The organism is Asticcacaulis sp. P2_C5, assembly GCF_056404555.1.
Window position 1 is genome coordinate 180,337 of record NZ_JBFUDU010000001.1, and the last position, 20,827, is coordinate 201,163.

Genomic DNA, 20,827 nt, shown 5'->3' on the forward strand with positions numbered 1-20,827 from the left:
GGTAAATCAGTCTTTTTGCGTACCGGGAATCGTGGTCTTCGGCAGCTTGCCGTTGCCGATGCGGCCTTCGTTTCGCAGGACGCGGCCCTTGGCCGTCATCTTGGTATTGTGCAGAGCTTCGCCCAGTTCTTCCTCGGCGGCGCCAACGGTTTCCTTGATGCTCGATTTAACGGACATGTGCGTTATCTCCTGGTGGGTCATGGTCGGCGAATCCTGCGGATCCGCGACAAAACCATCCTAGAACGAGCGGCGTAAGTTTGATGCCCGAGCCCATCCATCCCTGCGTAAAGATCGGGTAAGATGTAACTCCAGGCGCGATGACGATGGTCATCGCGCCTGGCAAGGGCGACTGCCCGTCGCGCACGTTTGCGCGAGCCATGCGGCGTTTGAGCTGAAAAAAGTCCCGCCGCGGGAAACCTGTGGAAAACTCCGTGATTTTTTCCCCTTTTTGCCGCTCTTTATGGGGAATTTATAAAATCCGGTAGGCCCCGCCATGGCTTCCTTAAGTGCGATGCAGCAATCTAGGCACATCACGTCCACGGCTTCTGCACGGTTCGCTTTCTGGGGCTCTTTACCGCCCCCCCTAGCCTAAGACCCTCAGACGGCATCCATGCGAGCAAACCGTGGACGTGAGCCCTTTTTCCTCCCCGAAAAATCTTCCTCTCCTCAAAATCGAAACTGAACCGTATCTGGCCAAGGAGAAGCCGTCATGCTGTCATCTGCCACCAAGGCTGCGGCCAACGTCACGAAGAGCCTGGCCGAGAACGACATTCGCGATGCCGGCCAGGATATAGAAAACAGCGGCCAGGACGTTCTGCACAGTGTCAGCGACTATGCGATGGATGCCGGCCAGAAGGTGCGCAGCCTGTTCGACAAAACGGTCGACCAGACGTCTCGCGCGTCGGAAAAGCTTCAGGAAGAAATAAAGTCCAATCCGGTCCGGTCCAGCGCCATCGCGCTCGCTGCCGGCTTTGTCCTTGGCGCCCTGCTGTCGCGCCGCTAAAAATCTATCGGTATGCATCGGGCTTCAGGCCCCCCCGAGCGATAGCCCGATGCCTGAGCGGAATGCGGTGTCCTGGCCGCATTCCGCTCCCTCCCTTACCAGCTTCTTATATTATCACGGCTCCCGCTTATTGTTCCCTTACGCCCCTGCGTCTAGGGTTGGGACAAGGCTGTTTTCACAGCAATTGTTATGTGACGTTGCGTGCTTGAGACGGTACGCAGGCCGTGGCAAACTCGCCATCAGGCGGTTGGCCGCGGCAAATGGGCGCGCGCGCCCGCAACAGGAAATAAGCTGGCATCATGCGCTTGCCCTGGGGAATTACCGTCAAGGAGGTCTACCTGGCCTTCTTCTGCCTGATTTCCATCGCCTTATGCGCCTTTGCCATGGTGATCTATGCGCAGTATCAACGCGTACAAAACCTGAACCAGTATACCATCTATCAATATGAGAATATTCGCCAAAGCCGGCTGATCCTGGCGGATGTGATCGATATGGAATCGGGCGTGCGCGGTTACGTCATGTCAGGCAATACAAAATTCCTCGAACCCTATGCCAAGGCCAATTTGCGTTTGCGCGACGAGATCTTTGCCCTGCGCAATCAGATCTACTACGAGTCCAATTCCTTCGAGGAGACCAACCACTGGCTCAGCCAGATCGAAGAAATCCAGAACCTGCTGTCCAAGCAGGTCACCTATATCAAGATGTTCGGCAAGAGCACCGTCTCACCGGGTGAGATGGATCAGGAAAAAGCCAAGATGGACGCCTTGCGGATCACGGTCGAAAAGAGCATCGACAAGCGGCTTGGCATGCTGCGGATCCAAATCGACCGTGTCGAGGCCCAGCGCAACAACTTCATCTATATCCTGATCATCGGCACGGTGCTGGGGGTCGGCATCCTGCTGGCCGGTACCGTTCTGATTATCCGGCTGGAGGTCGAAAAGGAAAAGGTCGAGGACGAGAACCAGCGCGCCGAAACGCGTTTTCTGGCGGTGATGAACGGCGTCAATGACGGGCTGTACGAACTTAACTTTGTCAATGACACCATGTACATGTCCCACGAATTCAAGGCGATGCTGGGCTATGACGACCACGAGATGGAGGACACGGCCGAGGCCTCGATCGTGCTGATCCATCCTGACGATGTCGACGCGGCGCTGGAACGCCGGCGCGACTATATCACCAAGAAGACACCGCACTACGTCAACGTCTTCCGCATGAAACACAAGGACGGGACCTGGCGCTGGATCATGTCGCGCGGTGTCGGCACGTGGGATCGCTTCGGCCAGATTCGCTCGCTGATCGGGACCCATACGGACATTACGGAACAAAAAGCGCGTGAGGAAGAACTCCGCCAGCTCAATGCCGACATGGAAGCCTTTACCTACATCACCTCACACGACATGCGTTCGCCGCTGGTCAATCTCAAGGGGTTTTCCCATGAACTGGCCCTGGCGGTAAACGACGTCAATGATCTGCTGGAACCGCAGAAGGACAAGATCGGTGAGGCGACCTGGACGCGGCTCGACGCCATTCTCAAACACGATATCCCCGAGTCCCTGGGCTTCATCGGCAATGCCGTCGACCGCATGGACACCCTGACCACGGCCATCCTCGACCTGTCGCGGATCGGCAAGTACGTGTTTCACGACGAACGGGTCAATACGCGCGAAGTTTTCGACAAATGCCTGGGCGCCCAGAGCTACGAAATTGCCAGCAAACAGGTCGAGGTGACGATCGGAGCGCTGCCGGAACTGGTCACCGACCGCCTCGCCCTGGAACAGATCGTCTCCAACCTCCTCGACAATGCGGTCAAGTACCTGAAACCCGGTCAACCGGGCCGGATCGAAGTCAGCTGTGCCGAGACAAGCCGTGACCACGTCTTTTCGATCCGTGACAATGGTCGCGGCATTGCGCCGGAGGACATGGATCGCGTCTTCAATATTTTCCGCCGGGCGCGCAATACAGGCGACGTGCGCGGCCTCGGCATCGGCATGGCGTTCGTCAAGGCGTCGCTGCGCAAAATGTCGGGCACCATATGGTTCGAATCTGTGCTGGACGAAGGCACGACCTTCTATTTCAGCTTGCCGCGCAAAACCATGGATCGCCCGGGCGCAGCCTCTATGCGTGCCGTCTCTGGAAACCAGGCTGGGACAAACCAGGTTGAGGCAAACCATGTTGTCGCAAAGCAGGGAGCGCGCGCATGATGGAGGAATTCAGCGCTCCCTTCGGCTTGATCCTGATCGAGGACGACGAAGGCCATGCCGCCCTGATCCGGCGCAACCTGCAGCGGGTCGGCGTGCTCAACAAGATTACGCGCCTGGGCTCCGGGATCGCGGCCATCGACTATTTCTTTCCGTCGGAAGGCGCCATGGCGGCTGGCGAGAAGATGGTCGTCGTCCTCGACCTTAATCTGCCGGATATCGACGGTTTTGAAATTCTGCGTCGTCTCAAGACGGATGACGCGACTAAAATGATTCCTGTGGTGGTTTTGTCAACGACGGATCATCCAAAAGATGTTGACCGCTGCTACGCTTTGGGATGCAATGTTTTCATGACCAAGCCGGTCGGCTACGACGCCTTCTCCGAGGCCATCCGCAAGCTCGGCCTGATGCTGACCGTTGTGCGCGTTCCGCATATTCACGACTGATCCGTACATGCCAGACACCATCCCAGACACCACGAATGAAACGCGTTCGACGCATCCGGCCATGAAGCGCATCCTCTATGTCGAAGATGACGCGGCGTTGAGCCGCCTGCTGCAGCGGCGCATGGAGCGCGTCGGCCTGACCGTCGACACGGTCGAAACGGCCGAGGCAGGGCTTCAGGCCCTGCGGGACACCGTCTATGACCTGGTCCTGGTCGACTACAATCTGCCGGGCATGAACGGGTTGGAACTGCTTGATCGCATGGCGGCGCTGCCCCATTCACCGCCGGCGGTCATCCTGACCACGGGCGGCGACGAACGCATAGCCCTGGAAGCGCTCGAAAAGGGTGCCGCCGATTACGCGGTGAAGGACGTCAACCAGACCTATCTCGATCTTCTGCCGGCCATCATGACCTCGGCCTTTACCAAGGAGCGCTTGCTGCGCGAAAATGCCCAGCAGCGCGACGAACTGCGCCAGGCCAAGGAACGCGCCGAAAACGCCAATTCGGCCAAGAGCCGCTTCCTGGCCACGATGAGCCACGAGATTCGCACGCCGATGAACGTGGTGACCGGACTGGCCTCGGTCCTGGCCAAGTCGCCGCTCAACGAAGAGCAGAAGAAGATCGTCGACACGCTGCGCACCAATGCCGACCTGCTGCTGAAGCTGATCAACGACCTGCTCGACATCAGCCGCATCGAGGACGATCATATCGATCTCGAAAAGCTGCCGTTCGAAATCTCGGCCATCCTGCGCGATATCCGCGTCATGTTTGAACAGGACGTGGCGAGAAAGGGCCTGACCCTGTCGCTCAACGATACGACCCACGGGGCTGTCCTGCTGGGCGACCGGATGCGGCTGCAACAGATTCTGATGAACCTGGTCAGCAATGCCCTGAAATTTACTGACTCGGGTCAGATCACCCTGCGTGCCGAGGCTACGCCGGACGGTGACGAACACACCATCCTGCACGTCAGCGTCAGCGACTCCGGTATCGGCATCGAACGCGAAAAGCTCCCGCTCATTTTTGAGAAGTTCACCCAGGCCGACGAAACCATAACGCGCCGCTTCGGCGGGTCCGGGCTGGGCCTGTCGATCGCCCGCTCGCTGATCCAGCTTATGGGTGGCGACATCCGCGTCGAAAGCCGGCCGGGTGAGGGCTCGGTCTTTCACGTTACCCTGCGCCTGCCGCGCGGTGTTTTCGCACCTGCCGCGCCTGTACCCGAACCGCCGCGCCGCCGCCCGCTGGAAGGGGAGGCCAAGCCGTGCGTCTTGATCGTCGAGGACTATGCGCCCAACATCATGGTGTTGAGCCTGATGCTGGAGGAACTGGGCTATGACACGGTCGCCGCGTCATCCGGGGTCGAAGCCATCCATCTGGTGCGCGACCGCGACCAGGCCTTTCATGCCATCCTGATGGACGTGCAGATGCACGGCATGGACGGCCTGGAGACGACCGGCTGTATCCGCGAACTCGAAGACGAGGAAGGTCGCAACACGATTATCGGCGTCACAGCCCACGCCCTGGCCGGGGATCGCGAGCGCTGCCTGGCGGCCGGGATGGACGATTATATCAGCAAGCCGGTCCTGCCCGATATACTGGCGCTTAAGCTGGGGCAGATCCGATAACCCTTCGATGCTGCTGGTTCTGCTTACCGCCCGCTTACAACGCCGCAACCGGTTAGACACTGCAGCTTTGTAGCCTTTCTCCTATCGTCAATCTGAACGGGGCTATCGCCCCCGACAGGAGACGACACCATGGCCGACACATCCGACCAGACCCTGCAATCCGCGGCACCCGCCACCTCGCACCTGGAAGAGGTCGAAAAGGTGTCGCGCGACCTGCACAAACTGCTCGATGGCTGTGAAGGCGCACGCCTGAAGGCCGACATCAAGCAGCAGATTCTTCGTCTCAATGCCTGGACCGACGCCTATCTGACGGGCCTCAACGCCGTCCAGAAGATCACCCAGACCGGCACAGATACCTTGCAGGCGGCACAGAAGGAATTGTCCCTGTCGCTAGAAGAATATCTCCGCCTGGAAGACGAGGGGGGCAATCCGGCGACACCGGAACAGCAACGCCGCACCGACGACCTGTCCAAGGCCCTGCGCAGGATCCACAGCCTGATACCGGCCTTCGACGCGACCTTTTCGGACCCGACGCAGCCGCCGGTGCAACCGGATCAGCCGGAAATGCCCGAGCCGCCCCAGCAGCCGGAAACCGAACCCGATTTGCAACCCGAAATTCCGCCCGTCACCCAGCCTGAAGTCTCGGCCCCGGCCGATGTAACCAAGGCTTAGTCGTTAACCCCACTCTCGATAAGGAGTTCAGTCATGCGTGCCCAGGTTATACCTTTTCCGGCTCATCGTGCTCCGGCCCCGTTTCGCCAGTCGGGTTTTGACGGCAATTTCTACGACGACGAACTGCCACCCGAGCTATTCGATGAAGACGAGGATCGCGAAGATCTGAATCTCTATGTTCACATCGCCGAAATTGCACAGGATTAAACCATGACCGAATCGACCCACGCAAAACGCAACGGCGGCAGTCTGCTGCTTTTCCTGCTGTTGGCTGTACTGATTATCGGCGGCATCTGGCTGTACAACAAGCAGCACAGTGAAACCATAGGCGACCATATCGGTGGCGCGATCGATGCCGTACCGGCGGTGGTGGGCAAGGCGGCCGACGAAGTGACCGACAAGGAAAATTACGACAAGGCTGGCGACGCTATCGAAGAGGCCGGCGACAAGGCTGGTTCGGCATTGTCAAAGGCGGGCAAGGCGACGTCTGAGGTCGTCTCCGAGACCTCAGCCGACGTCAAGGCGGCGGCTGACAAGCAAAAACAACAGGATGCCTCTTCTTCTTCCAGGCATTAAAGCGTTTTCGTGAAGCGTGCTTAGTTCGGTTGCGGGACGGCATTCCAGTTCCGTCCTTGGCCAGTTCCGTCCTTGGCCAATTCTGTCCTAAGGTGAGATGGCGTTCATATTGTCTATTTATGGTTGCCGGCGGAGCAAGGTCTGATCCTTGCTCCTTTTTTCCATCTACGGATTACGGATGTCATTTGCGCGACGTGTACATTCGAGTTAAGAAAAACATTATGCTTCCCAATGATTTGCCATCGCCATCGCATGATGAAATCCGCGAATATCTGCATCGCCAGATGTTATCGTCGGTATCACATGACCTTAAGACACCTCTGGCCACCATTATCGGTTCGCTTGAGGTCATGACGCTGCTGGACGGCAAGCTGACGGAAGACAAGCGCAAGTCGCTGGTCAGTTCCGCCCTGACCGAAGCCTTCCGTCTCGACTATTTCATCACCAATATTCTCGACATGGCCAAGTTTGAAGCCGACGCCGTGCGGCCGCGCTTCGAATCGGCGCGCCTGGGCCAGATGATCCAGGATTCGCTGGCGCGGTTAGGCCCGCTCAAGACGCGGGGCGAACTGCAGATCACACCGGTCGGTATCCAGGACGAACTGGTCACCGATCCCATGTTGGGCGCCCGGGCCATCGGCCTGGTCCTGCATAATGCCTTCAAGTTCGGCGGGCGCAAGGCGCAGAAGGACCCGCCTCTGGTTGAAATCGCCTATGGCCTCAAGGACGGTAACGGCTTTGTCCGCATCCGCGACCACGGCGAAGGTATTCCCGACGATCAGCAGTCGGTGGTGTTTGACAAATATACCCGGTTGCAGAAATCCGACCAACAGGCCGCCGGCACGGGCCTGGGCCTGACCATCTGCCAGCACATCATGCGGTTGCTACATGGCCGTATCGAGCTCAACAACCACCCCGAAGGTGGCGCGGTCTTTACCCTGATCTATACAGACCAGCGCAAACCGTAAGGTTTTCGCCCAAGGCAAGTTAAGATGGTTCGTGCAACGCGGTGACGGCACTACGTTGAACGGGCTCTTTCAAACCGTCGGGTCGCAACAAAAAACCGGCCCCTTTCAGGACCGGCTTTTTAGTCTCGGATGTAACCCTGCCTAGAGTGGAGGGTTAGCACTGCGGCCGGTGATCATGCGATACACCAGGCTGGCAATAAACAGCACGACGAAGATAACCGCGATGAATTTGGCGATCTCGGCAAAGGTACCGGCCAGACCGGTAAAGCCGAAGAAGGCGGCAAGAACCGCCAGGATAAAAAATGTAACAATCCAGTTGAGCATAGCTTTCTCCTGTTCAGGCGCCGACCCGAATTTGCCGGAGCCGGAAACACACTTTCAGGTTAGGCAATCGCAGGTAAATATACAAAGGCGAGCCCAAGCCGAATTGTAAGAAAAGCGTTAAGCTTCCTTTATCGCTTCGGCCTTGGATTCAGGGCTGACCATGTCCATGCGGTAACCGATGCCCGATTCCGACACGATCGACTTGCCCAGGCCGGGGCGGGTCTCGAGTTTGTCGCGAACCTGACCGATATAGACGCGCAGATACTGGGTGTCTTCCAGGTGCGCCGGGCCCCAGACTTCCTTCAGGATCTGCTTGTGCGTCAGCATGCGGCCGCGATTGACCAGGAAATAACGCAGCAGGTCGTATTCCTTGGGCGTGAAGCCGACGCGCTCGTCGTCGATAAAGACTTCGTGGCGCACCAGGTCCATACGGATCGGGCCATGGACGATTTCGGGTTCACCGACTTCCTTGACCGCCGACTTGCGCAGATTGGCGTTGATACGGGCCAGCAGGACTTCGGCTGAAAAGGGCTTGGTGACATAGTCATCGGCACCGGTATTGAGCGCCGGCGCGGCGTCAGCGTCTTCGGACCGGGCGGTCAGCACCACGATGGGCACATTCGACCACTCGCGGATCTTGGTAATGACTTCCTTGCCGTCGATATCGGGCAGGCCGAGGTCGAGCAGGATAAGGTCGGGACGCACCGAAGCCGACAGGCGAAGCGCCTGCTTGCCGCTGTCGCACTCACATACCTTGAAATCCGCCGCTTCGAGAAAAATGCTGAGCATTTTGCGGATTTCGTCTTCGTCATCCACAATCAGAATTGTGTTTTTCTTTTCCAGCATGTGATGCCCCAAAAGGTAAAATAAGACAGTTTCCCAGTCGGCGAGACTCTTAGGATCGCCAAGGGGATAATACCACCATGTAGGGCGATAAAAATAAAAATTAAATGCGGCTGTCTTTCAGACGGTTATCTGCCTGAGGGCCGTGAATTGCCTTGTATATCAAGCCATGATGGGCGCCGGCCTGACGCCGTTGGCCTGGGCTGCCTGCTCGATAAAACGCGCCAGGCTGGCGTCGCGTTCGGTTACCGCATCGACGTCGTGGGTGGTCAGCCTGATCTGCACGCGGTTATAGACGTTGAACCATTCCGGATGATGGTCGGCGCGGTCGGCCTCGGCGGCGACGGCGGCCATGAAGGCGAAGGCGGCCTTGAAATCGGTAAAGGTCAGGTCGGCGCGGATCGCCTTGCCGTCCGGATCGACTTTCCAGCGCGGCATATCCTGGGTCAGGGCGGACAGTTCGTCGGGCTTCAACCGGTGCATCACGTACCTCCTGTGCGGGCCTCCTGTGCAGGTCACAAGTATAGGCCAGGTGGCGTTGCCGGCCAATCGCAATAGCGTGAAGTTTGTATAGACATTCGATAAGGGCAATGATCTGATATCGCCAAACAGAACTGGACGCGCATTATCGAGCAGTATAATGCATAATCGGTCTAATTCGATAAAAATCAAGCGGAGGATATGTCGCATGCGGTTTCCATCACGGCTTATGTCCTGCCTTGTTGCGTCCTATCTGGGCGCGCTTACGGCCATGATCGCCCTGCCGGCGGTCGCCAATCCGGCCGCACCGGCGCACAATCCTGGCTACGCCGCCATCGTTCCGCAATATATCCTTGTCGACGGCGACCTGCGCGAGGGCGTCAGCCTGGCCGGTCCGTGGCATTACTCCGTCGATCCTTACAAGGACGGCCTGGCTGATTTCCACGGTAAGCCGAAGAATGCCCGACTGGGCCGCGGTTCCGACATCAATGTCGAACAGGCGATGAAGGACGACCCGACCGGCGCCCTGTTCGAATACGACCTGGGCCGCTCTCCCGTCGCCGCCGTGCCCGGTGCCTGGGTCGGTTACGATCCGACACTGCGTTATTACAACGGCCTGATGTGGTATCAGCGTTCGTTTGATGCGCCGGTGCGTAGCGGCAAGCGCGTCTTCCTGCGGTTCGGCGCCGTCGACTACTCGGCCGAAGTCTATCTCAATGGCCAACTGGTCGGTCGCCACGAAGGCGGCTCCACACCGTTCAGCTTCGAGGTCACCGATATCCTGCGCGACAGCAACAACAATCTCGTCGTCGGTGTCGATTCGACGCGTTCGCCCGATACCATCCCGCCGACCGTGACCGATTGGGAAGCCTATGGTGGCATTACCCGCGATGTCCGCCTGGTCATCACGCCCCAGACCTTTATCGATGACGACTTTATCCGCCTGACCCTGGACGGGCAGATCAAGGCCGATGTGGCGCTCGAAGGGCCGAACAAAGCCAATCAGGCGGTCGAGGTTACGGTCGCCGGCCTGAAACTGAGCCTTAAGGGCATAACCGACGCCAATGGCCGGGTCAGTCTCAGCGCCAAGGCGCCGGCGGGGCTGAAACGCTGGTCGCCGAAAACGCCGACCCTTTATGACGTTTCGGTCAAGACGGCGTCCGAGACGCTCACCGACCGCATCGGTTTCCGCACCATCGAGGTCAAGGGGACGGATATCCTGCTCAATGGCAAGCCGATCTATCTGCGCGGCATTTCGCTGCACGAAGAGGAGTTCGGCCCCAATCCGTCGCGGGTCATCACGCAGCAGGCCTCACGCGCCCTGCTGAGCGAGATCAAGTATGGCCTGAACGGTAACTATGTCCGCCTGTCGCACTATCCCCACTCCGAGGTGACGACGCGCATGGCCGACGAGATCGGCCTGCTGGTATGGAGCGAGATCCCCGTCTACTGGGCCGTCCATTTCGACAGTCCGCAGACGCTCGACGTGGCCAAGAAGATGATGGCGGAGAACATCCTGCGCGACCGCAATCGTGCCTCGGTCATCATCTGGAGCGTCGGTAATGAAACGCCGGTGTCCGATCCGCGCAACGCCTTTCTGACAGCCCTGGCGCATGAGGCCAAGGCACTCGACGGCAGCCGCCTGGTCAGCGCCGCCCTGCTGACCGAGCGCAAGGTCATCGACGGCCATATCGACATCACCATCGACGATCCGCTGGTGCCGGAGCTCGATGTCATGGCGATCAACACCTATAATGGCTGGTACGGCAACGACAAGCTGGCCGATGTGCCGCGGACCGTCTGGCACAGTTCGTGGAACAAGCCGCTGGTCCTGTCGGAATTCGGCGCCGAGGCCCTGTATGGGGTGCATGAACCCAAGACCAATATGCGCTTCGGTGAGGAATACCAGGCCGACTTCTATCGTTCGACCCTGGCCATGGCGGATCAGATTCCGTTCCTGCGCGGGATGTCACCGTGGATATTGAAGGACTTCCGCTCGCCGCGCCGGCAGAACTGGTACCAGAAGGGCTGGAACCGCAAGGGCCTGCTGTCGGAAACGGGCGAGCGCAAGATGGCGTTTTTTGTGCTGAGTGACTTCTACAAGGCGAAGGAAGAGAAGGGGCAATAGGCTTTTTGAACCGCAGATTTCGCAGATTAACGCAGATTTTTCAGAGCCCTATCGCATTGGCGAAGGGGCGCTGGAACTATTGCATCTCGATCGCGAAGCGATCATTTTTGAGTGATAGCGCACAAGTGGTGATGGTCGAGCGCGGAAGAAATCTGCGTTAATCTGCGAAATCTGCGGTTCAAAAAAACTTACTTCGCCGCCAAGGCCGCATGGTACGAACCCGTGCCGTAATGGAAGACATGGTCGTCGCTGGTGATCATCGATGGCGTCAGGTCGGCCTCGTCGGCCAGGGCCTCGTAGATCGGTCCGAAATCGGTCCGCGCCAGGTCGAACAGGCTGTCGATCGACGGCAGGACAAAATAGCTCTCCTGGAACTCGTCGATGCGGTAATGCGTCCGCATCACGCGCTCCAAGTCGAAACCGATACGGTTGGGTGAGGCGTCTTCCAACGCAAACCGCGTCTCGGTAAAGGACGACAGAATCCCCGCGCCGAAGATGCGCAGATCGCCGGCTTCTTCCACCAAACCGAACTCGACCGTGTACCAGTACAGCCTCGCCAACCGTTCCAGCACGCCCAGCCGCTCGGCGCGCAATCCGCCCTCGCCATAGGCCTGCATGAAGTCGGCCATTATCGGGTTCATCATCATCGGCACATGGCCAAAGATGTCGTGAAACACGTCCGGCTCCTGGAGATAGTCGAGCTGATGCGCCTTGCGGATAAACTGCCCGGCCGGGAAGCGGCGATTGGCCAGATGGTCGAAAAAGACGTCGTTCGGCACCATGCCGGGCACCGCCACGACCTGCCAGCCGGTCTTCTTCGTCAGGATTTCCGACAAGGCGTCGAAGTTCGGAATGGCGTCGGCGGTGATCGGCAGGTCCTGCAGGCCATCCATATAGGCTTTGGCTGCGCGGCCCTCGACCAGGCGGATCTGCCGGTCGAACAAGGTCTTCCACGTCGCATGTTCCTGCGCCGTATAGAGATGCCAATCCTGCGGAATCGTCCAGTCGGCGCGTTCGGGCACATAACCCCCGACAATGCCGTGCTTCTCGTCTTCGTTATGCAACTGGCCTGCGCGATCGTCCATCATGATAGGTCTCCGTCCCGTACCTATTTTGCGTCAAACTGGTTTCATTTGCAAATATCATTCCCGTGAAAGCTCGGCGGCGACCTCGGGATGGCGTATCTTGTAGCGCTCGACATCGGCCGTATGGCTTGTTGTTATATGTACTGAGCCGGCAATCACCAAAGCGCCCATAGCGACGGCCAGCAGCTGTCGAGGTTCCACAATATCGGATTTTACGCGCAGATAGAACACACTCAGGCAAGTCAGCCAGAAGGTGCCAAACGCCAGACCGCCGCCGACATCCGATAACCAGTGGGCGCCGAGATACAGCCGCGAAAAGGCGATGGCGAAGACCAGGCAGGCCAGTCCGGCAATCGTCCAGATCCGCCAGGCGCCACGCAGGTTGCGCACCAGCATGACCGCCAGAAAACCGTACAATATGGCATTGACCGTGCTGTGGCCACTCGGGAAGGACCATGCGCTCCATCCCGGCGCATACAGTTCCGCCGGCCGCGCGCGGTGCAGGGCGACCTTGATGACGGTATTGAGCATCGAACCGATCGAGACGGCGAACAGCCAGCACAGGGCCGACCGCCAGGCCTTTTTCCACAGCAGCCAAAGGCCGACCGCGCCGGCGACACAGCCCGCCACCACGCTGTCGCCCAGTTCGGTCAGCGCTATCATCAGGGTATCGGGCAAGGGGGTGCGATGATCTTGCAGGAAATGGTAGGTGGCGAGATCGGCCATGACCAGCGGATCCTGCGTGGCGACGTCCTCGATCAGGTCGAGAAACACCCAGGCGGAAACAAGGATCAGTACCGCCGCGATGGCCAGCGGCAGGGCAGCGATCAGGTCCTGCCGGTTTAAGCGAAGGTTCAAAGCGGTGTTTCCAGACGGATGTTCCGTCGCATCTACCCGCTGCTGTCATAAGGCCGCAATTCGACTTTAGGCGCCTGACTCGTCGATCAGCTTCCGCATGGCCTCGAGATAGCCGATATAGGCCGTCCGCCCGGCCGGGGTCAGGGTGACTGTGGTCAGCGGCTTCTTGGCGACAAAGGTCTTGTCGATCGCCACGTAACCCGCTTCTTCCAGTTTGCGCAGTTGCACCGACAGATTGCCGTCGGTCGCCTGCAGCCGGGTCTTCAGCTGCGTGAAATCCGCTGACCCGGCCGTTGACAAAAAAGCCATGATGCCCAGGCGCAGGCGGCCGTGGATCACGTCATCGAGCGAGTCGATGTTGAAATCGTCCATCGATCCTAAGCCTTCTGTGCCCGCATCAGCGCCAGGCCTGGTAGCATGGCGAAGAGAATCAGACAGGCGGCATAGGCCAGCAACTGTTCAGGCCGGTCGGCGATCAGGCCCATGACCGGGGCGCCCAGAAAGCAACCAAACGCGACCAGTTTCAGCCACGTCTTGCCGGCCATAGCAGCGCTAACCCACCAGCCCATGCCGTACATGATCAAGACGACCGGCGCGATAATGTAATACAATCCCTGGAATTGTCCGCTGGCACGAATGATCAGGAACAGGGTCATGATGAAAGCGATAACCCCCAGGGCGACCGCCGACCAGGCGTGGTTGGCGGCGCGTGCAGTCGTGGAGTCTGCTGCCTTCTTACGGCCGATGGCCAACAGGATTGCAATTACGGCGAAGACGACACTGGCGCCGAACCAGACGATCACGTTCATGGCCAGGGTCTGTGGCAGCCAACCTCGGATAATGGCGTATTGGCCAACAGCCGCCAAACCGTACAGCAGACCTGCCCAGAACAGCGTGCTGCCGTTGTTGAGGGGGCCGGCGCTTCCGGCCAGGGCCAGCGACTTCATATAGTCGATATCGCTTTGTAAGGATTTGGACATGTTGGGGCTTTCTGTGGGCGTTTAGGCAGGTTTACGGGTCAGCAAACGGACGCCGCCGAACCAAATCCATGGGCTGATCAGGATTGCCAGGTAGATCAGGCTGATCCACGGCTGATAGTCGACGTAAAATTCGTGCGGCGTAAAGGCGTAAGGGTGTTTCGTGGCTACGAAGGCAATGTAGTCGACGATCATCGAAGCCAGCAGCCAGATTACTCCGAGCAGCGCCACCGTCTGCGGTTTCAGCATGCGGCGCCGGCCGAAATACAGCCCGGCGAACAACGGCCAGACAACCAGCATGACCACCACATGCCACGGTACGGTGGCGACGAAGGCGGGCGCCTTCAGCATGCCAACGCCCAGTTCCTCAGGCGATGGCGAATGGTTGACAATCGCGTAGGTGACGCTGATGGCAGTGGCGATAATGCTGACCAGCAGATAGGCGAGTGCAAATAGCGACAGGGCGCGGACGATGGCAAATTTCTGTGTCGATGTCGTGCTGTCCATGCCTGCACTCCCGCTTTATACGACCGGAGTATCAAAAGTACTTTATATTGTAAAGTTCTTTTTGTCGCGAATCCGGGTGCAGGGGCGTTGCCCCTGCTGCCCCTGCTGCCCCTGCCTATTTCGTGATGATGTCGCGGGATTGCGGGGCCAAAGCCGCCAGCAGCTTGTTCTGCGACGAGAAGGGCACGTCGTTCTGCGTCATGGCTTTTTGCAGGTCCTCGACCAGGGCATAAAAGGCAGCGTGGTCGATACCCAGCTGGGCGTGGGCAGACTTCGAATCCTTGCCTGTATAGGCGCAGCCGCCGTTCAGGATATGGCAGAACTGTTCGACCAGCATGGCCTTGACGTGGTCCCGCTTGGCGGCGACGAAGAAATCATGCGTGCGCGGGTCATCGAGCAGGATGACCATGAAATCGTCGGTGATCTTCACCAGGCCGTCATGACCGCCGAAATCGTTGAAAAGCTTGTCGTCGGTCGCGATCACCGGCGCGACCTGGGAGCTGTCTTCAGCGAAACCGGGTGAGGCGACACTGGCGAGAACCGCGGCGCAGATAACGGTCTTGAACATGGGTATGATCCTTAAAAGCCGACTTGCAGCGAGGCATAGAGACCGGTCTGGCGGCGGGTAACGATATTGCCGAGGTCGGCATAGGCCAGGGTGACCGACATGTTCTTGCACAAGGCATAGGCGGCAAAAACGTCGAACGCCGCCTCTTCCCTGGCCGCGCCGAGATTGTCGGGTTTGGTGCGGAATTCGGCGCCAACCGCCAGCTTGCGGCTGAGCAGCCAGGCGGCCGAGCCCTCAAGCTGGATGTGATACCTGTCGTCGATGCCGCCGAAACCCAGTATGCCGAACTGATTGGCCTTGGTGGCGCGGAGGGTGGCGTTGAGCAGGAGGCTGTGGGACAGATACAGCTTGGTGGCGCTGATATAGTAGTCCGTGCCTTCGTCGTCGCGGGCGCCGAGCGCCTTCACCAGACCGCCGTTCTGGTTCTTCTTGAACTGCATGCCGACCGAGACCTGTGGCACCCAGCTGTCCTGTTCCAGCACGGCGTCGCCCAGAACCCGGACCTTCAGGCCCAGCGTGTCCTGGCCGATAGTGTAGCCATAGCCCAGGCCTAGGGCCGCGCCGACCTTTTCGGTGTCGAAGTCCTGATGCGACCACGACAGTTCCAGCCGGTTGTCGAGCCCGACCAGCCCGCCATAGGAACGGATATCGTAATCGGTGGTGTTGACGTCGGTATAGTAGAGATTGCCGCCGACCTGGCCGTCCGTGCCGTAGCTGCCGATCACCGCCCACGGCGTCAGGCCACCGCCGGCCGCCCCTTCGACCGTATTGACCCCTCCCGTCAGGAGCAGCTTGCCGCTACTGTAGTCCAGGAAGGAGTCCGCGCGGACGCCGCCCGCCAGGCCGGCGAGTGCCGCAGCCAGGCCGAGGGCGCAAAGGAGAGATTTCATGACGTGCCCAAATGTATCTGTTCACCGCACATCTCGCCCGGATATGCTTAAGGCCTGATTTATATCAATTGTGGGAATGCGTTGTTTTTGGAAATTTACCCGGATTTTGGCCTTACGAAAAAGTAATGTTGCGTAAGGGTGGGCTGTGCTATCCCTGAACAGTCGTATCAAATGTTCCGGACCCGTTCCATGCGCGCAATTTTCCTGGCCCTCGGCCTGCTGTTCATTCCAGCCTCGGCCGCCGTGCCGCTTGGCGCCACCGCCGCGGATTATCCCCAGGGCAAACTGCCCGAAACGGCCAAGCCGCTGGCCTACCGCCTGAGTTTCAATATTGTTCCGTCAAAGCCGCGCTTTTCCGGTCATACCGAAATCGATGTTCAACTGGCGGCTCAAACGAGTTCGCTGTTTATGCATGGCCGCGATCTGAAGGTCACCCTGGTGACGGCCACCGGGGCCGACGGTAAGATCGTCAAGACGAAATATACCCAGGTCGACCCGTTGGGCGTTGTCCGCCTCGACTTCGCCAAGCCGCTGGCAGCCGGCAAGGTCACCCTGGCCTTCGACTATGACGCCGCCTTCGGCGATGGCCCGGCCGGCCTGTATCACATCAAGGTCGGCGACGACTGGTACGTCTGGTCGCAGTTCGAATCGATCGATGCCCGCGCCGCCTTCCCGTCGTTCGACGAGCCCGGCTACAAGACGCCGTTCAAGGTTTCCGTCACCACCGACAAGGGCCTTGTCGTGGCCAGCAATGCGCCGCCCAATGGCGAAGTCACCGCCGGCAAGATGATCCAGCACGACTTCTACTCGACCAAGCCGCTGCCGACCTATCTGGTCGCCCTCGTCGTCGGTCCGTTCGCCGTCGCCGAAGGGTCGGCGCCGCCCAGCGCCTATCGCAACTATCCCCTGCCCATCCGCATCATCGCCACCAAGCCGAACGCCGCAAAGCTGCAATATGCGCTGCAGGAAACGCCGGCCATCATCAACCATCTCGAAGACTATTTCGGCCAGGCCTTCCCCTATCCGAAGCTGGACCAGATCGCTTCGCCGGTCATGCCGGGCGCCATGGAAAACGCCGGCGCCGACATCTATGCCGACAATATCATCCTGCTGGATAGCGGCGCCTCGACCAAGCAGAAGCAGGACTTCGGCATGGTGGTGTCGCACGAACTGGCTCACCAGTGGTTCGGCGACTATGTCACGCCGGCCTGGTGGGACGACATCTGGCTGAACGAGAGCTTCGCCAACTGGATGGGCTTCCGTATCGGCAATGAATGGCGCCCCGAGCTGAATATCGGCGCCGGCGCTGTCGACGAAGGCTTCACCGCCATGGACACCGACGTTCTGAAGGTCGGCCGTCCGATCCATGAGCCGATCGTCAACAGCAGCGACATCGACCAGGCCTTCGACACCATCACCTACGGCAAGGGCGGCCAGGTCATTTCCATGGTCGCGGCCTATCTCGGTGACCAGCGTTTCCGCGCCGGTGTCCGCCTGCACATGTCGCGCCATCCCTATGGTAGTGCCACGACCGAGGACTTCTTCGGCGCCCTCGGTGACGCCGCCGAGGACCCGAAGGTCCTGACCGCGATGAAGAGCTTCATCGACCAGGAAGGCGTTCCCGTCGTCGACTTCACCCATGTCGGCGGTTACCTGGTTGCCACCCAGTCGCGCTACGCCAAGCTGGGCGCGACGCTGGAACCGCAGACCTGGTCGATCCCGATGTGCATTCGCCGCGGCGAGGACCGGGCATGCTTCATGCTGGACCTGCCGCAGGGCAATCTCGGCGTCGACAATGTGCCCGGCGCCATCATGCCGAATGCCGGCGGTACCGGCTATTACCGCTTCAGCCTGACGCCGGAAGACTGGGATATCCTGATCAAGACCGGCGCCAGCCTGCCGGCGGGTGAAGGCCTGGCCGCGACCGACAGCCTGTGGGCGCAGTTTGCCGCCGGCAAGCTGCCTGCCGCCAAGTTGATCGATGCCGCCCGCGTCCTGGTCAATAATCCCGACTCGCGCGTTGCCTATGAAGGTGGCTCGCGCCTGACCAAGCTGCATGCCCAGGGCCTGATCTCGGACGATGCGGCTTCCGACTACCGCCGCGTCATGGGCGAGATCTTCAAGCCACGCCTGGCCGCCCTGGGCTTCGACCCCAAGGCCGGCGTCTATGCCAGCGACAGCCCGGACGCCCAGCGCCTGCGGACTCAACTGGTCGGCCTGCTGGCCGGCGAAGCCAATGATGCCGCGATCCAGGCTCAGTTGAAGACGGCTGCGACCTCTTACCTGTCGGGCGACACCGGCGCGCTGGACCAGTCCTTCCTCGATACCGGCCTGAAGGTCTATGTCAGCGGCGGCGGCCTGGCTGCCGCCAAGACGATGTACGAGCGCACCATGACGGCAAGCGACGAGGTCTTCCGTCAGGCCGCCCTCACGGCGATCACAGCCGGCGCCACGCCGGAAACCGCCAGCTGGATCTTTGGCCAGATGGCCAGCGATACGCGCCTGCGTTCGCCGGACCGTTACGCCCTGATCAAGGGCCTGATGGGCGAACCCGGCAGCCGTGATGTGGCCTTTGACTGGTACAAGACCAACTACGAGAGCCTGTCCAAGGGCGTCGGCATCTTCTCGGCGTCGCGCTTGCCGACCCTGGCCAAGGGCTATTGCTCGGTCGACCGGGCGGCCGAGGTCGACTCGCTGCTGCGCCAGAAGGTCATCGCAGCGGGCCGGGGCGTCCTGTCGTTCGATCGCATGGTCGAAGGCGTCCATGACTGCGGCGTGCTGAAGGATGCCAAGTCGGCGGAAGTCAGCCAGGCTTTCAAGGACTCGCATTAAGAGAACCAGAAGCAATTATCTTACAATTGCTGGAAAATCAGGCGGTGAGGCGGTGTAACGCCTTGCCGCCTTTTTCTTTCCATGCCATCCCTAGCGGCAACGAGCGCGACAGCGCGCCTATTGTATTGGCCTTTGGGGATTGAGACGCATGACAGCTTCGACAGACGGGGCGACCGCGCCCAAGAAACACAACATGTTCCTGGTGGTCGGCGCATCGTCGCTGGGCACTGTGTTCGAATGGTTCGACTTCTATATCTTCGCCACCCTGGCGGCGATAATCGGGGCGCACTTCTTCGAGGTCAAGGGAATCAATCCGACGACGGCCTTCATCTTCGCCCTGCTGGCCTTTGCCGCCGGCTTTATCGTGCGGCCGTTCGGCGCCTTCGTCTTCGGGCGGATCGGCGACATGGTCGGACGCAAATATACCTTCCTGCTGACCATGGTCATCATGGGCCTGTCGACCTTCGGCGTCGGGCTCCTGCCGACCTACGAACAGATCGGCATATGGGCGCCTGCCACCCTGATCGGCCTGCGCCTGCTGCAGGGCCTGGCCCTGGGTGGCGAATACGGCGGCGCGGCGACCTATGTCGCCGAACATTCCGACCCGAAAAAGCGCGGGGCGACCACGGCCTGGATCCAGACCACGGCGACGCTCGGCCTGCTGATGTCCCTGGCCATTATTGGCGTCACCCGCCATTATCTGGGCGAAGACGCGTTCAAGGCCTGGGGCTGGCGCGTGCCGTTCCTGAGCTCGATCCTGCTGCTCGGCGTATCGATCTGGATTCGCATGCAGCTCAACGAAAGCCCCGTCTTCAAGGCGATGAAGGAAGAGGGCCGCGATTCAAAAGCGCCGTTTACCGAGGCCTTCCTGCGCTGGAACAATCTGAAGATCGTATTGCTGGCCCTGTTCGGCCTGGTCGCCGGCCAGGGCGTGGTCTGGTACGCCGGTCAGTTCTATACCCTGTTCTTCCTGCAGAACCTGCTGCATCTCGACGCCAATACGGCCTATCTGCTGGTCGGCTCGGCCCTGGTGATCGCCACGCCCTTCTTTATCTTTTTCGGCTGGCTGTCGGACAAGGTCGGCCGCAAGCCGATCATCCTGGCCGGGCTGCTGCTGGCGGCGGCCGGCTATTTCCCGCTGTTCCATGCCCTGACGGTTGCGGTCAATCCGGCGCTGGAACGCGCGCAGATGACGGCCCCTGTGTCGGTGAATGCCGATCCGGCGGCCTGCGCGCTGCAGTTCGACCCGGTCGGCAAGACCAAGTTCCTGCAGTCATGCGATATCGCCAAGTCGTATCTCGCCAAGGGTGGTGTCAGCTACAACAATGTCGTGGCGCCTGCCGGTACGCTGGCAACGATCAAGATCGGCGATACCGTCGTCGATTCCTATGAGGGCAAGGGCCTGACGGGCGACGCGGCCAAGGCGGCGTCGGACGACTTCAAGAAGCGGGTCGGCGCCGCGCTGAAGGCTGCCGGTTATCCGGACAAGGCCGATCCGGCGCAGATCGATATGCCCAAGGCCATGGCGGTGCTGATCGCCCTGGTCCTGCTGGTCACCATGGTCTATGCGCCGATGGCGGCGGCCCTCGTCGAGATGTTCCCGGCGCGCATCCGTTACAGCGCCATGTCGGTGCCGTACCATTTCGGCAACGGCTGGTTCGGCGGCCTGCTGCCGGCGATCGCCTTCACCATCATCGCCACGACTGGCGGGATGTATGACGGGCTATGGTATCCGATCGGCATCGCTGCGGTAACCTTCGTGATCGGGCTGTTGTTTGTTAAAGAAAACAAGAACGTCGACCTGAATCATTAAGGCCGGCTCATGGAATAAACGGCCGATAAAGT

Annotated in this window: 22 protein-coding genes; 11 read left to right on the forward strand and 11 right to left on the reverse strand. The window is 59.9% G+C overall.

Features of this window, described 5'->3' with window-relative positions:
- Positions 1–6: 6 nt before the first annotated feature.
- Positions 7–177: a hypothetical protein gene (locus AC1DXO_RS00670; RefSeq protein ID WP_476976150.1), complete on the reverse strand. Its 171-nt coding sequence runs from the start codon at positions 175–177 to the stop codon at positions 7–9.
- A gap of 532 nt (positions 178–709) precedes the next feature.
- On the opposite strand from AC1DXO_RS00670, the gene AC1DXO_RS00675 reads away from it, so the two are divergent.
- From AC1DXO_RS00675 to AC1DXO_RS00710, 8 genes are all read left to right on the forward strand, one after another.
- Positions 710–1,003, forward strand: a complete 294-nt coding sequence (locus AC1DXO_RS00675; protein ID WP_476976151.1) for a DUF883 family protein — start codon at positions 710–712, stop codon at positions 1,001–1,003.
- A gap of 299 nt (positions 1,004–1,302) precedes the next feature.
- Positions 1,303–3,207, forward strand: a complete 1,905-nt coding sequence (locus AC1DXO_RS00680) for an ATP-binding protein (protein WP_476976152.1) — start codon at positions 1,303–1,305, stop codon at positions 3,205–3,207.
- Positions 3,204–3,650 carry a response regulator gene (locus AC1DXO_RS00685; RefSeq protein WP_476976153.1) on the forward strand — a complete coding sequence of 149 codons (447 nt, stop codon included), beginning with the start codon at positions 3,204–3,206 and terminating at the stop codon, positions 3,648–3,650. Before AC1DXO_RS00680 ends, AC1DXO_RS00685 begins: the two co-directional genes overlap by 4 nt.
- Before the next feature lie 7 nt (positions 3,651–3,657).
- Positions 3,658–5,274 (forward strand): response regulator, encoded by a 1,617-nt coding sequence (locus AC1DXO_RS00690; protein WP_476976154.1) that lies wholly within the window; start codon positions 3,658–3,660, stop codon positions 5,272–5,274.
- A 129-nt stretch (positions 5,275–5,403) separates the two neighbouring features.
- Complete coding sequence (locus AC1DXO_RS00695) at positions 5,404–5,946, forward strand: hypothetical protein (protein ID WP_476976155.1); 543 nt, start codon at positions 5,404–5,406, stop codon at positions 5,944–5,946.
- 33 nt (positions 5,947–5,979) lie between these two features.
- Positions 5,980–6,153: a hypothetical protein gene (locus tag AC1DXO_RS00700; protein WP_476976156.1), complete on the forward strand. Its 174-nt coding sequence runs from the start codon at positions 5,980–5,982 to the stop codon at positions 6,151–6,153.
- A 3-nt stretch (positions 6,154–6,156) separates the two neighbouring features.
- The gene (locus tag AC1DXO_RS00705; protein WP_476976157.1) at positions 6,157–6,522 is read left to right on the forward strand and encodes a hypothetical protein; all 366 of its coding nucleotides are present in this window, start codon (positions 6,157–6,159) and stop codon (positions 6,520–6,522) included.
- Positions 6,523–6,743: 221 nt separating this feature from the next.
- Complete coding sequence (locus AC1DXO_RS00710) at positions 6,744–7,490, forward strand: sensor histidine kinase (RefSeq protein ID WP_476976158.1); 747 nt, start codon at positions 6,744–6,746, stop codon at positions 7,488–7,490.
- Between the two features lie 141 nt (positions 7,491–7,631).
- Here the strand turns inward: AC1DXO_RS00710 and AC1DXO_RS00715 are convergent, their stop codons facing one another.
- The 3 genes from AC1DXO_RS00715 to AC1DXO_RS00725 form a co-directional block, all read right to left on the reverse strand.
- Entirely contained in the window at positions 7,632–7,814 is a 183-nt protein-coding gene (locus AC1DXO_RS00715) for a DUF1328 domain-containing protein (protein WP_023447788.1), read from the reverse strand.
- Positions 7,815–7,931: 117 nt separating this feature from the next.
- Complete coding sequence (locus AC1DXO_RS00720; RefSeq protein WP_476976159.1) at positions 7,932–8,660, reverse strand: response regulator; 729 nt, start codon at positions 8,658–8,660, stop codon at positions 7,932–7,934.
- A 159-nt stretch (positions 8,661–8,819) separates the two neighbouring features.
- A complete protein-coding gene (locus AC1DXO_RS00725; RefSeq protein WP_476976160.1) occupies positions 8,820–9,140 on the reverse strand; it encodes a 4a-hydroxytetrahydrobiopterin dehydratase in 321 nt (106 codons plus the stop codon).
- Positions 9,141–9,345: 205 nt separating this feature from the next.
- Between AC1DXO_RS00725 and AC1DXO_RS00730 the strand changes: the two genes are divergently transcribed.
- Entirely contained in the window at positions 9,346–11,265 is a 1,920-nt protein-coding gene (locus AC1DXO_RS00730; protein ID WP_476976161.1) for a glycoside hydrolase family 2 protein, read from the forward strand.
- Positions 11,266–11,453: 188 nt separating this feature from the next.
- On the opposite strand, the gene phhA is transcribed toward AC1DXO_RS00730, so the two are convergent.
- The 7 genes from phhA to AC1DXO_RS00765 form a co-directional block, all read right to left on the reverse strand.
- The gene (phhA, locus tag AC1DXO_RS00735) at positions 11,454–12,350 is read right to left on the reverse strand and encodes a phenylalanine 4-monooxygenase (protein ID WP_476976726.1); all 897 of its coding nucleotides are present in this window, start codon (positions 12,348–12,350) and stop codon (positions 11,454–11,456) included.
- Between the two features lie 57 nt (positions 12,351–12,407).
- Positions 12,408–13,208, reverse strand: coding sequence for a phosphatase PAP2 family protein (locus AC1DXO_RS00740; RefSeq protein WP_476976162.1), 801 nt, complete (start codon positions 13,206–13,208; stop codon positions 12,408–12,410).
- Positions 13,209–13,274: 66 nt separating this feature from the next.
- The gene (locus AC1DXO_RS00745; RefSeq protein ID WP_476976163.1) at positions 13,275–13,580 is read right to left on the reverse strand and encodes a winged helix-turn-helix domain-containing protein; all 306 of its coding nucleotides are present in this window, start codon (positions 13,578–13,580) and stop codon (positions 13,275–13,277) included.
- A 5-nt stretch (positions 13,581–13,585) separates the two neighbouring features.
- On the reverse strand, positions 13,586–14,188 hold the full coding sequence (locus AC1DXO_RS00750; protein WP_476976164.1) for a hypothetical protein: 603 nt from the start codon (positions 14,186–14,188) through the stop codon (positions 13,586–13,588).
- A gap of 21 nt (positions 14,189–14,209) precedes the next feature.
- The gene (locus tag AC1DXO_RS00755; RefSeq protein ID WP_476976165.1) at positions 14,210–14,692 is read right to left on the reverse strand and encodes a hypothetical protein; all 483 of its coding nucleotides are present in this window, start codon (positions 14,690–14,692) and stop codon (positions 14,210–14,212) included.
- Positions 14,693–14,807: 115 nt separating this feature from the next.
- Positions 14,808–15,260, reverse strand: coding sequence for a group I truncated hemoglobin (locus tag AC1DXO_RS00760; protein WP_476976166.1), 453 nt, complete (start codon positions 15,258–15,260; stop codon positions 14,808–14,810).
- 11 nt (positions 15,261–15,271) lie between these two features.
- Complete coding sequence (locus AC1DXO_RS00765; protein ID WP_476976167.1) at positions 15,272–16,150, reverse strand: DUF3034 family protein; 879 nt, start codon at positions 16,148–16,150, stop codon at positions 15,272–15,274.
- 189 nt (positions 16,151–16,339) lie between these two features.
- On the opposite strand from AC1DXO_RS00765, the gene AC1DXO_RS00770 reads away from it, so the two are divergent.
- Both AC1DXO_RS00770 and AC1DXO_RS00775 read left to right on the forward strand, forming a co-directional pair.
- Positions 16,340–18,982 (forward strand): M1 family metallopeptidase, encoded by a 2,643-nt coding sequence (locus AC1DXO_RS00770; RefSeq protein ID WP_476976168.1) that lies wholly within the window; start codon positions 16,340–16,342, stop codon positions 18,980–18,982.
- A 148-nt stretch (positions 18,983–19,130) separates the two neighbouring features.
- On the forward strand, positions 19,131–20,795 hold the full coding sequence (locus AC1DXO_RS00775; protein WP_476976169.1) for an MFS transporter: 1,665 nt from the start codon (positions 19,131–19,133) through the stop codon (positions 20,793–20,795).
- The last annotated feature ends 32 nt before the right edge of the window (positions 20,796–20,827 follow it).

Coding starts and splice junctions, on each gene's coding strand:
- AC1DXO_RS00670 (WP_476976150.1), bottom strand. CDS start 177: ATGTCCGTTAAATCGAGCATCAAGGAAACCGTTGGCGCCGCCGAGGAA.
- AC1DXO_RS00675 (WP_476976151.1), top strand. CDS start 710: ATGCTGTCATCTGCCACCAAGGCTGCGGCCAACGTCACGAAGAGCCTG.
- AC1DXO_RS00680 (WP_476976152.1), top strand. CDS start 1,303: ATGCGCTTGCCCTGGGGAATTACCGTCAAGGAGGTCTACCTGGCCTTC.
- AC1DXO_RS00685 (WP_476976153.1), top strand. CDS start 3,204: ATGATGGAGGAATTCAGCGCTCCCTTCGGCTTGATCCTGATCGAGGAC.
- AC1DXO_RS00690 (WP_476976154.1), top strand. CDS start 3,658: ATGCCAGACACCATCCCAGACACCACGAATGAAACGCGTTCGACGCAT.
- AC1DXO_RS00695 (WP_476976155.1), top strand. CDS start 5,404: ATGGCCGACACATCCGACCAGACCCTGCAATCCGCGGCACCCGCCACC.
- AC1DXO_RS00700 (WP_476976156.1), top strand. CDS start 5,980: ATGCGTGCCCAGGTTATACCTTTTCCGGCTCATCGTGCTCCGGCCCCG.
- AC1DXO_RS00705 (WP_476976157.1), top strand. CDS start 6,157: ATGACCGAATCGACCCACGCAAAACGCAACGGCGGCAGTCTGCTGCTT.
- AC1DXO_RS00710 (WP_476976158.1), top strand. CDS start 6,744: ATGCTTCCCAATGATTTGCCATCGCCATCGCATGATGAAATCCGCGAA.
- AC1DXO_RS00715 (WP_023447788.1), bottom strand. CDS start 7,814: ATGCTCAACTGGATTGTTACATTTTTTATCCTGGCGGTTCTTGCCGCC.
- AC1DXO_RS00720 (WP_476976159.1), bottom strand. CDS start 8,660: ATGCTGGAAAAGAAAAACACAATTCTGATTGTGGATGACGAAGACGAA.
- AC1DXO_RS00725 (WP_476976160.1), bottom strand. CDS start 9,140: ATGCACCGGTTGAAGCCCGACGAACTGTCCGCCCTGACCCAGGATATG.
- AC1DXO_RS00730 (WP_476976161.1), top strand. CDS start 9,346: ATGCGGTTTCCATCACGGCTTATGTCCTGCCTTGTTGCGTCCTATCTG.
- phhA (WP_476976726.1), bottom strand. CDS start 12,350: ATGGACGATCGCGCAGGCCAGTTGCATAACGAAGACGAGAAGCACGGC.
- AC1DXO_RS00745 (WP_476976163.1), bottom strand. CDS start 13,580: ATGGACGATTTCAACATCGACTCGCTCGATGACGTGATCCACGGCCGC.
- AC1DXO_RS00750 (WP_476976164.1), bottom strand. CDS start 14,188: ATGTCCAAATCCTTACAAAGCGATATCGACTATATGAAGTCGCTGGCC.
- AC1DXO_RS00755 (WP_476976165.1), bottom strand. CDS start 14,692: ATGGACAGCACGACATCGACACAGAAATTTGCCATCGTCCGCGCCCTG.
- AC1DXO_RS00760 (WP_476976166.1), bottom strand. CDS start 15,260: ATGTTCAAGACCGTTATCTGCGCCGCGGTTCTCGCCAGTGTCGCCTCA.
- AC1DXO_RS00765 (WP_476976167.1), bottom strand. CDS start 16,150: ATGAAATCTCTCCTTTGCGCCCTCGGCCTGGCTGCGGCACTCGCCGGC.
- AC1DXO_RS00770 (WP_476976168.1), top strand. CDS start 16,340: ATGCGCGCAATTTTCCTGGCCCTCGGCCTGCTGTTCATTCCAGCCTCG.
- AC1DXO_RS00775 (WP_476976169.1), top strand. CDS start 19,131: ATGACAGCTTCGACAGACGGGGCGACCGCGCCCAAGAAACACAACATG.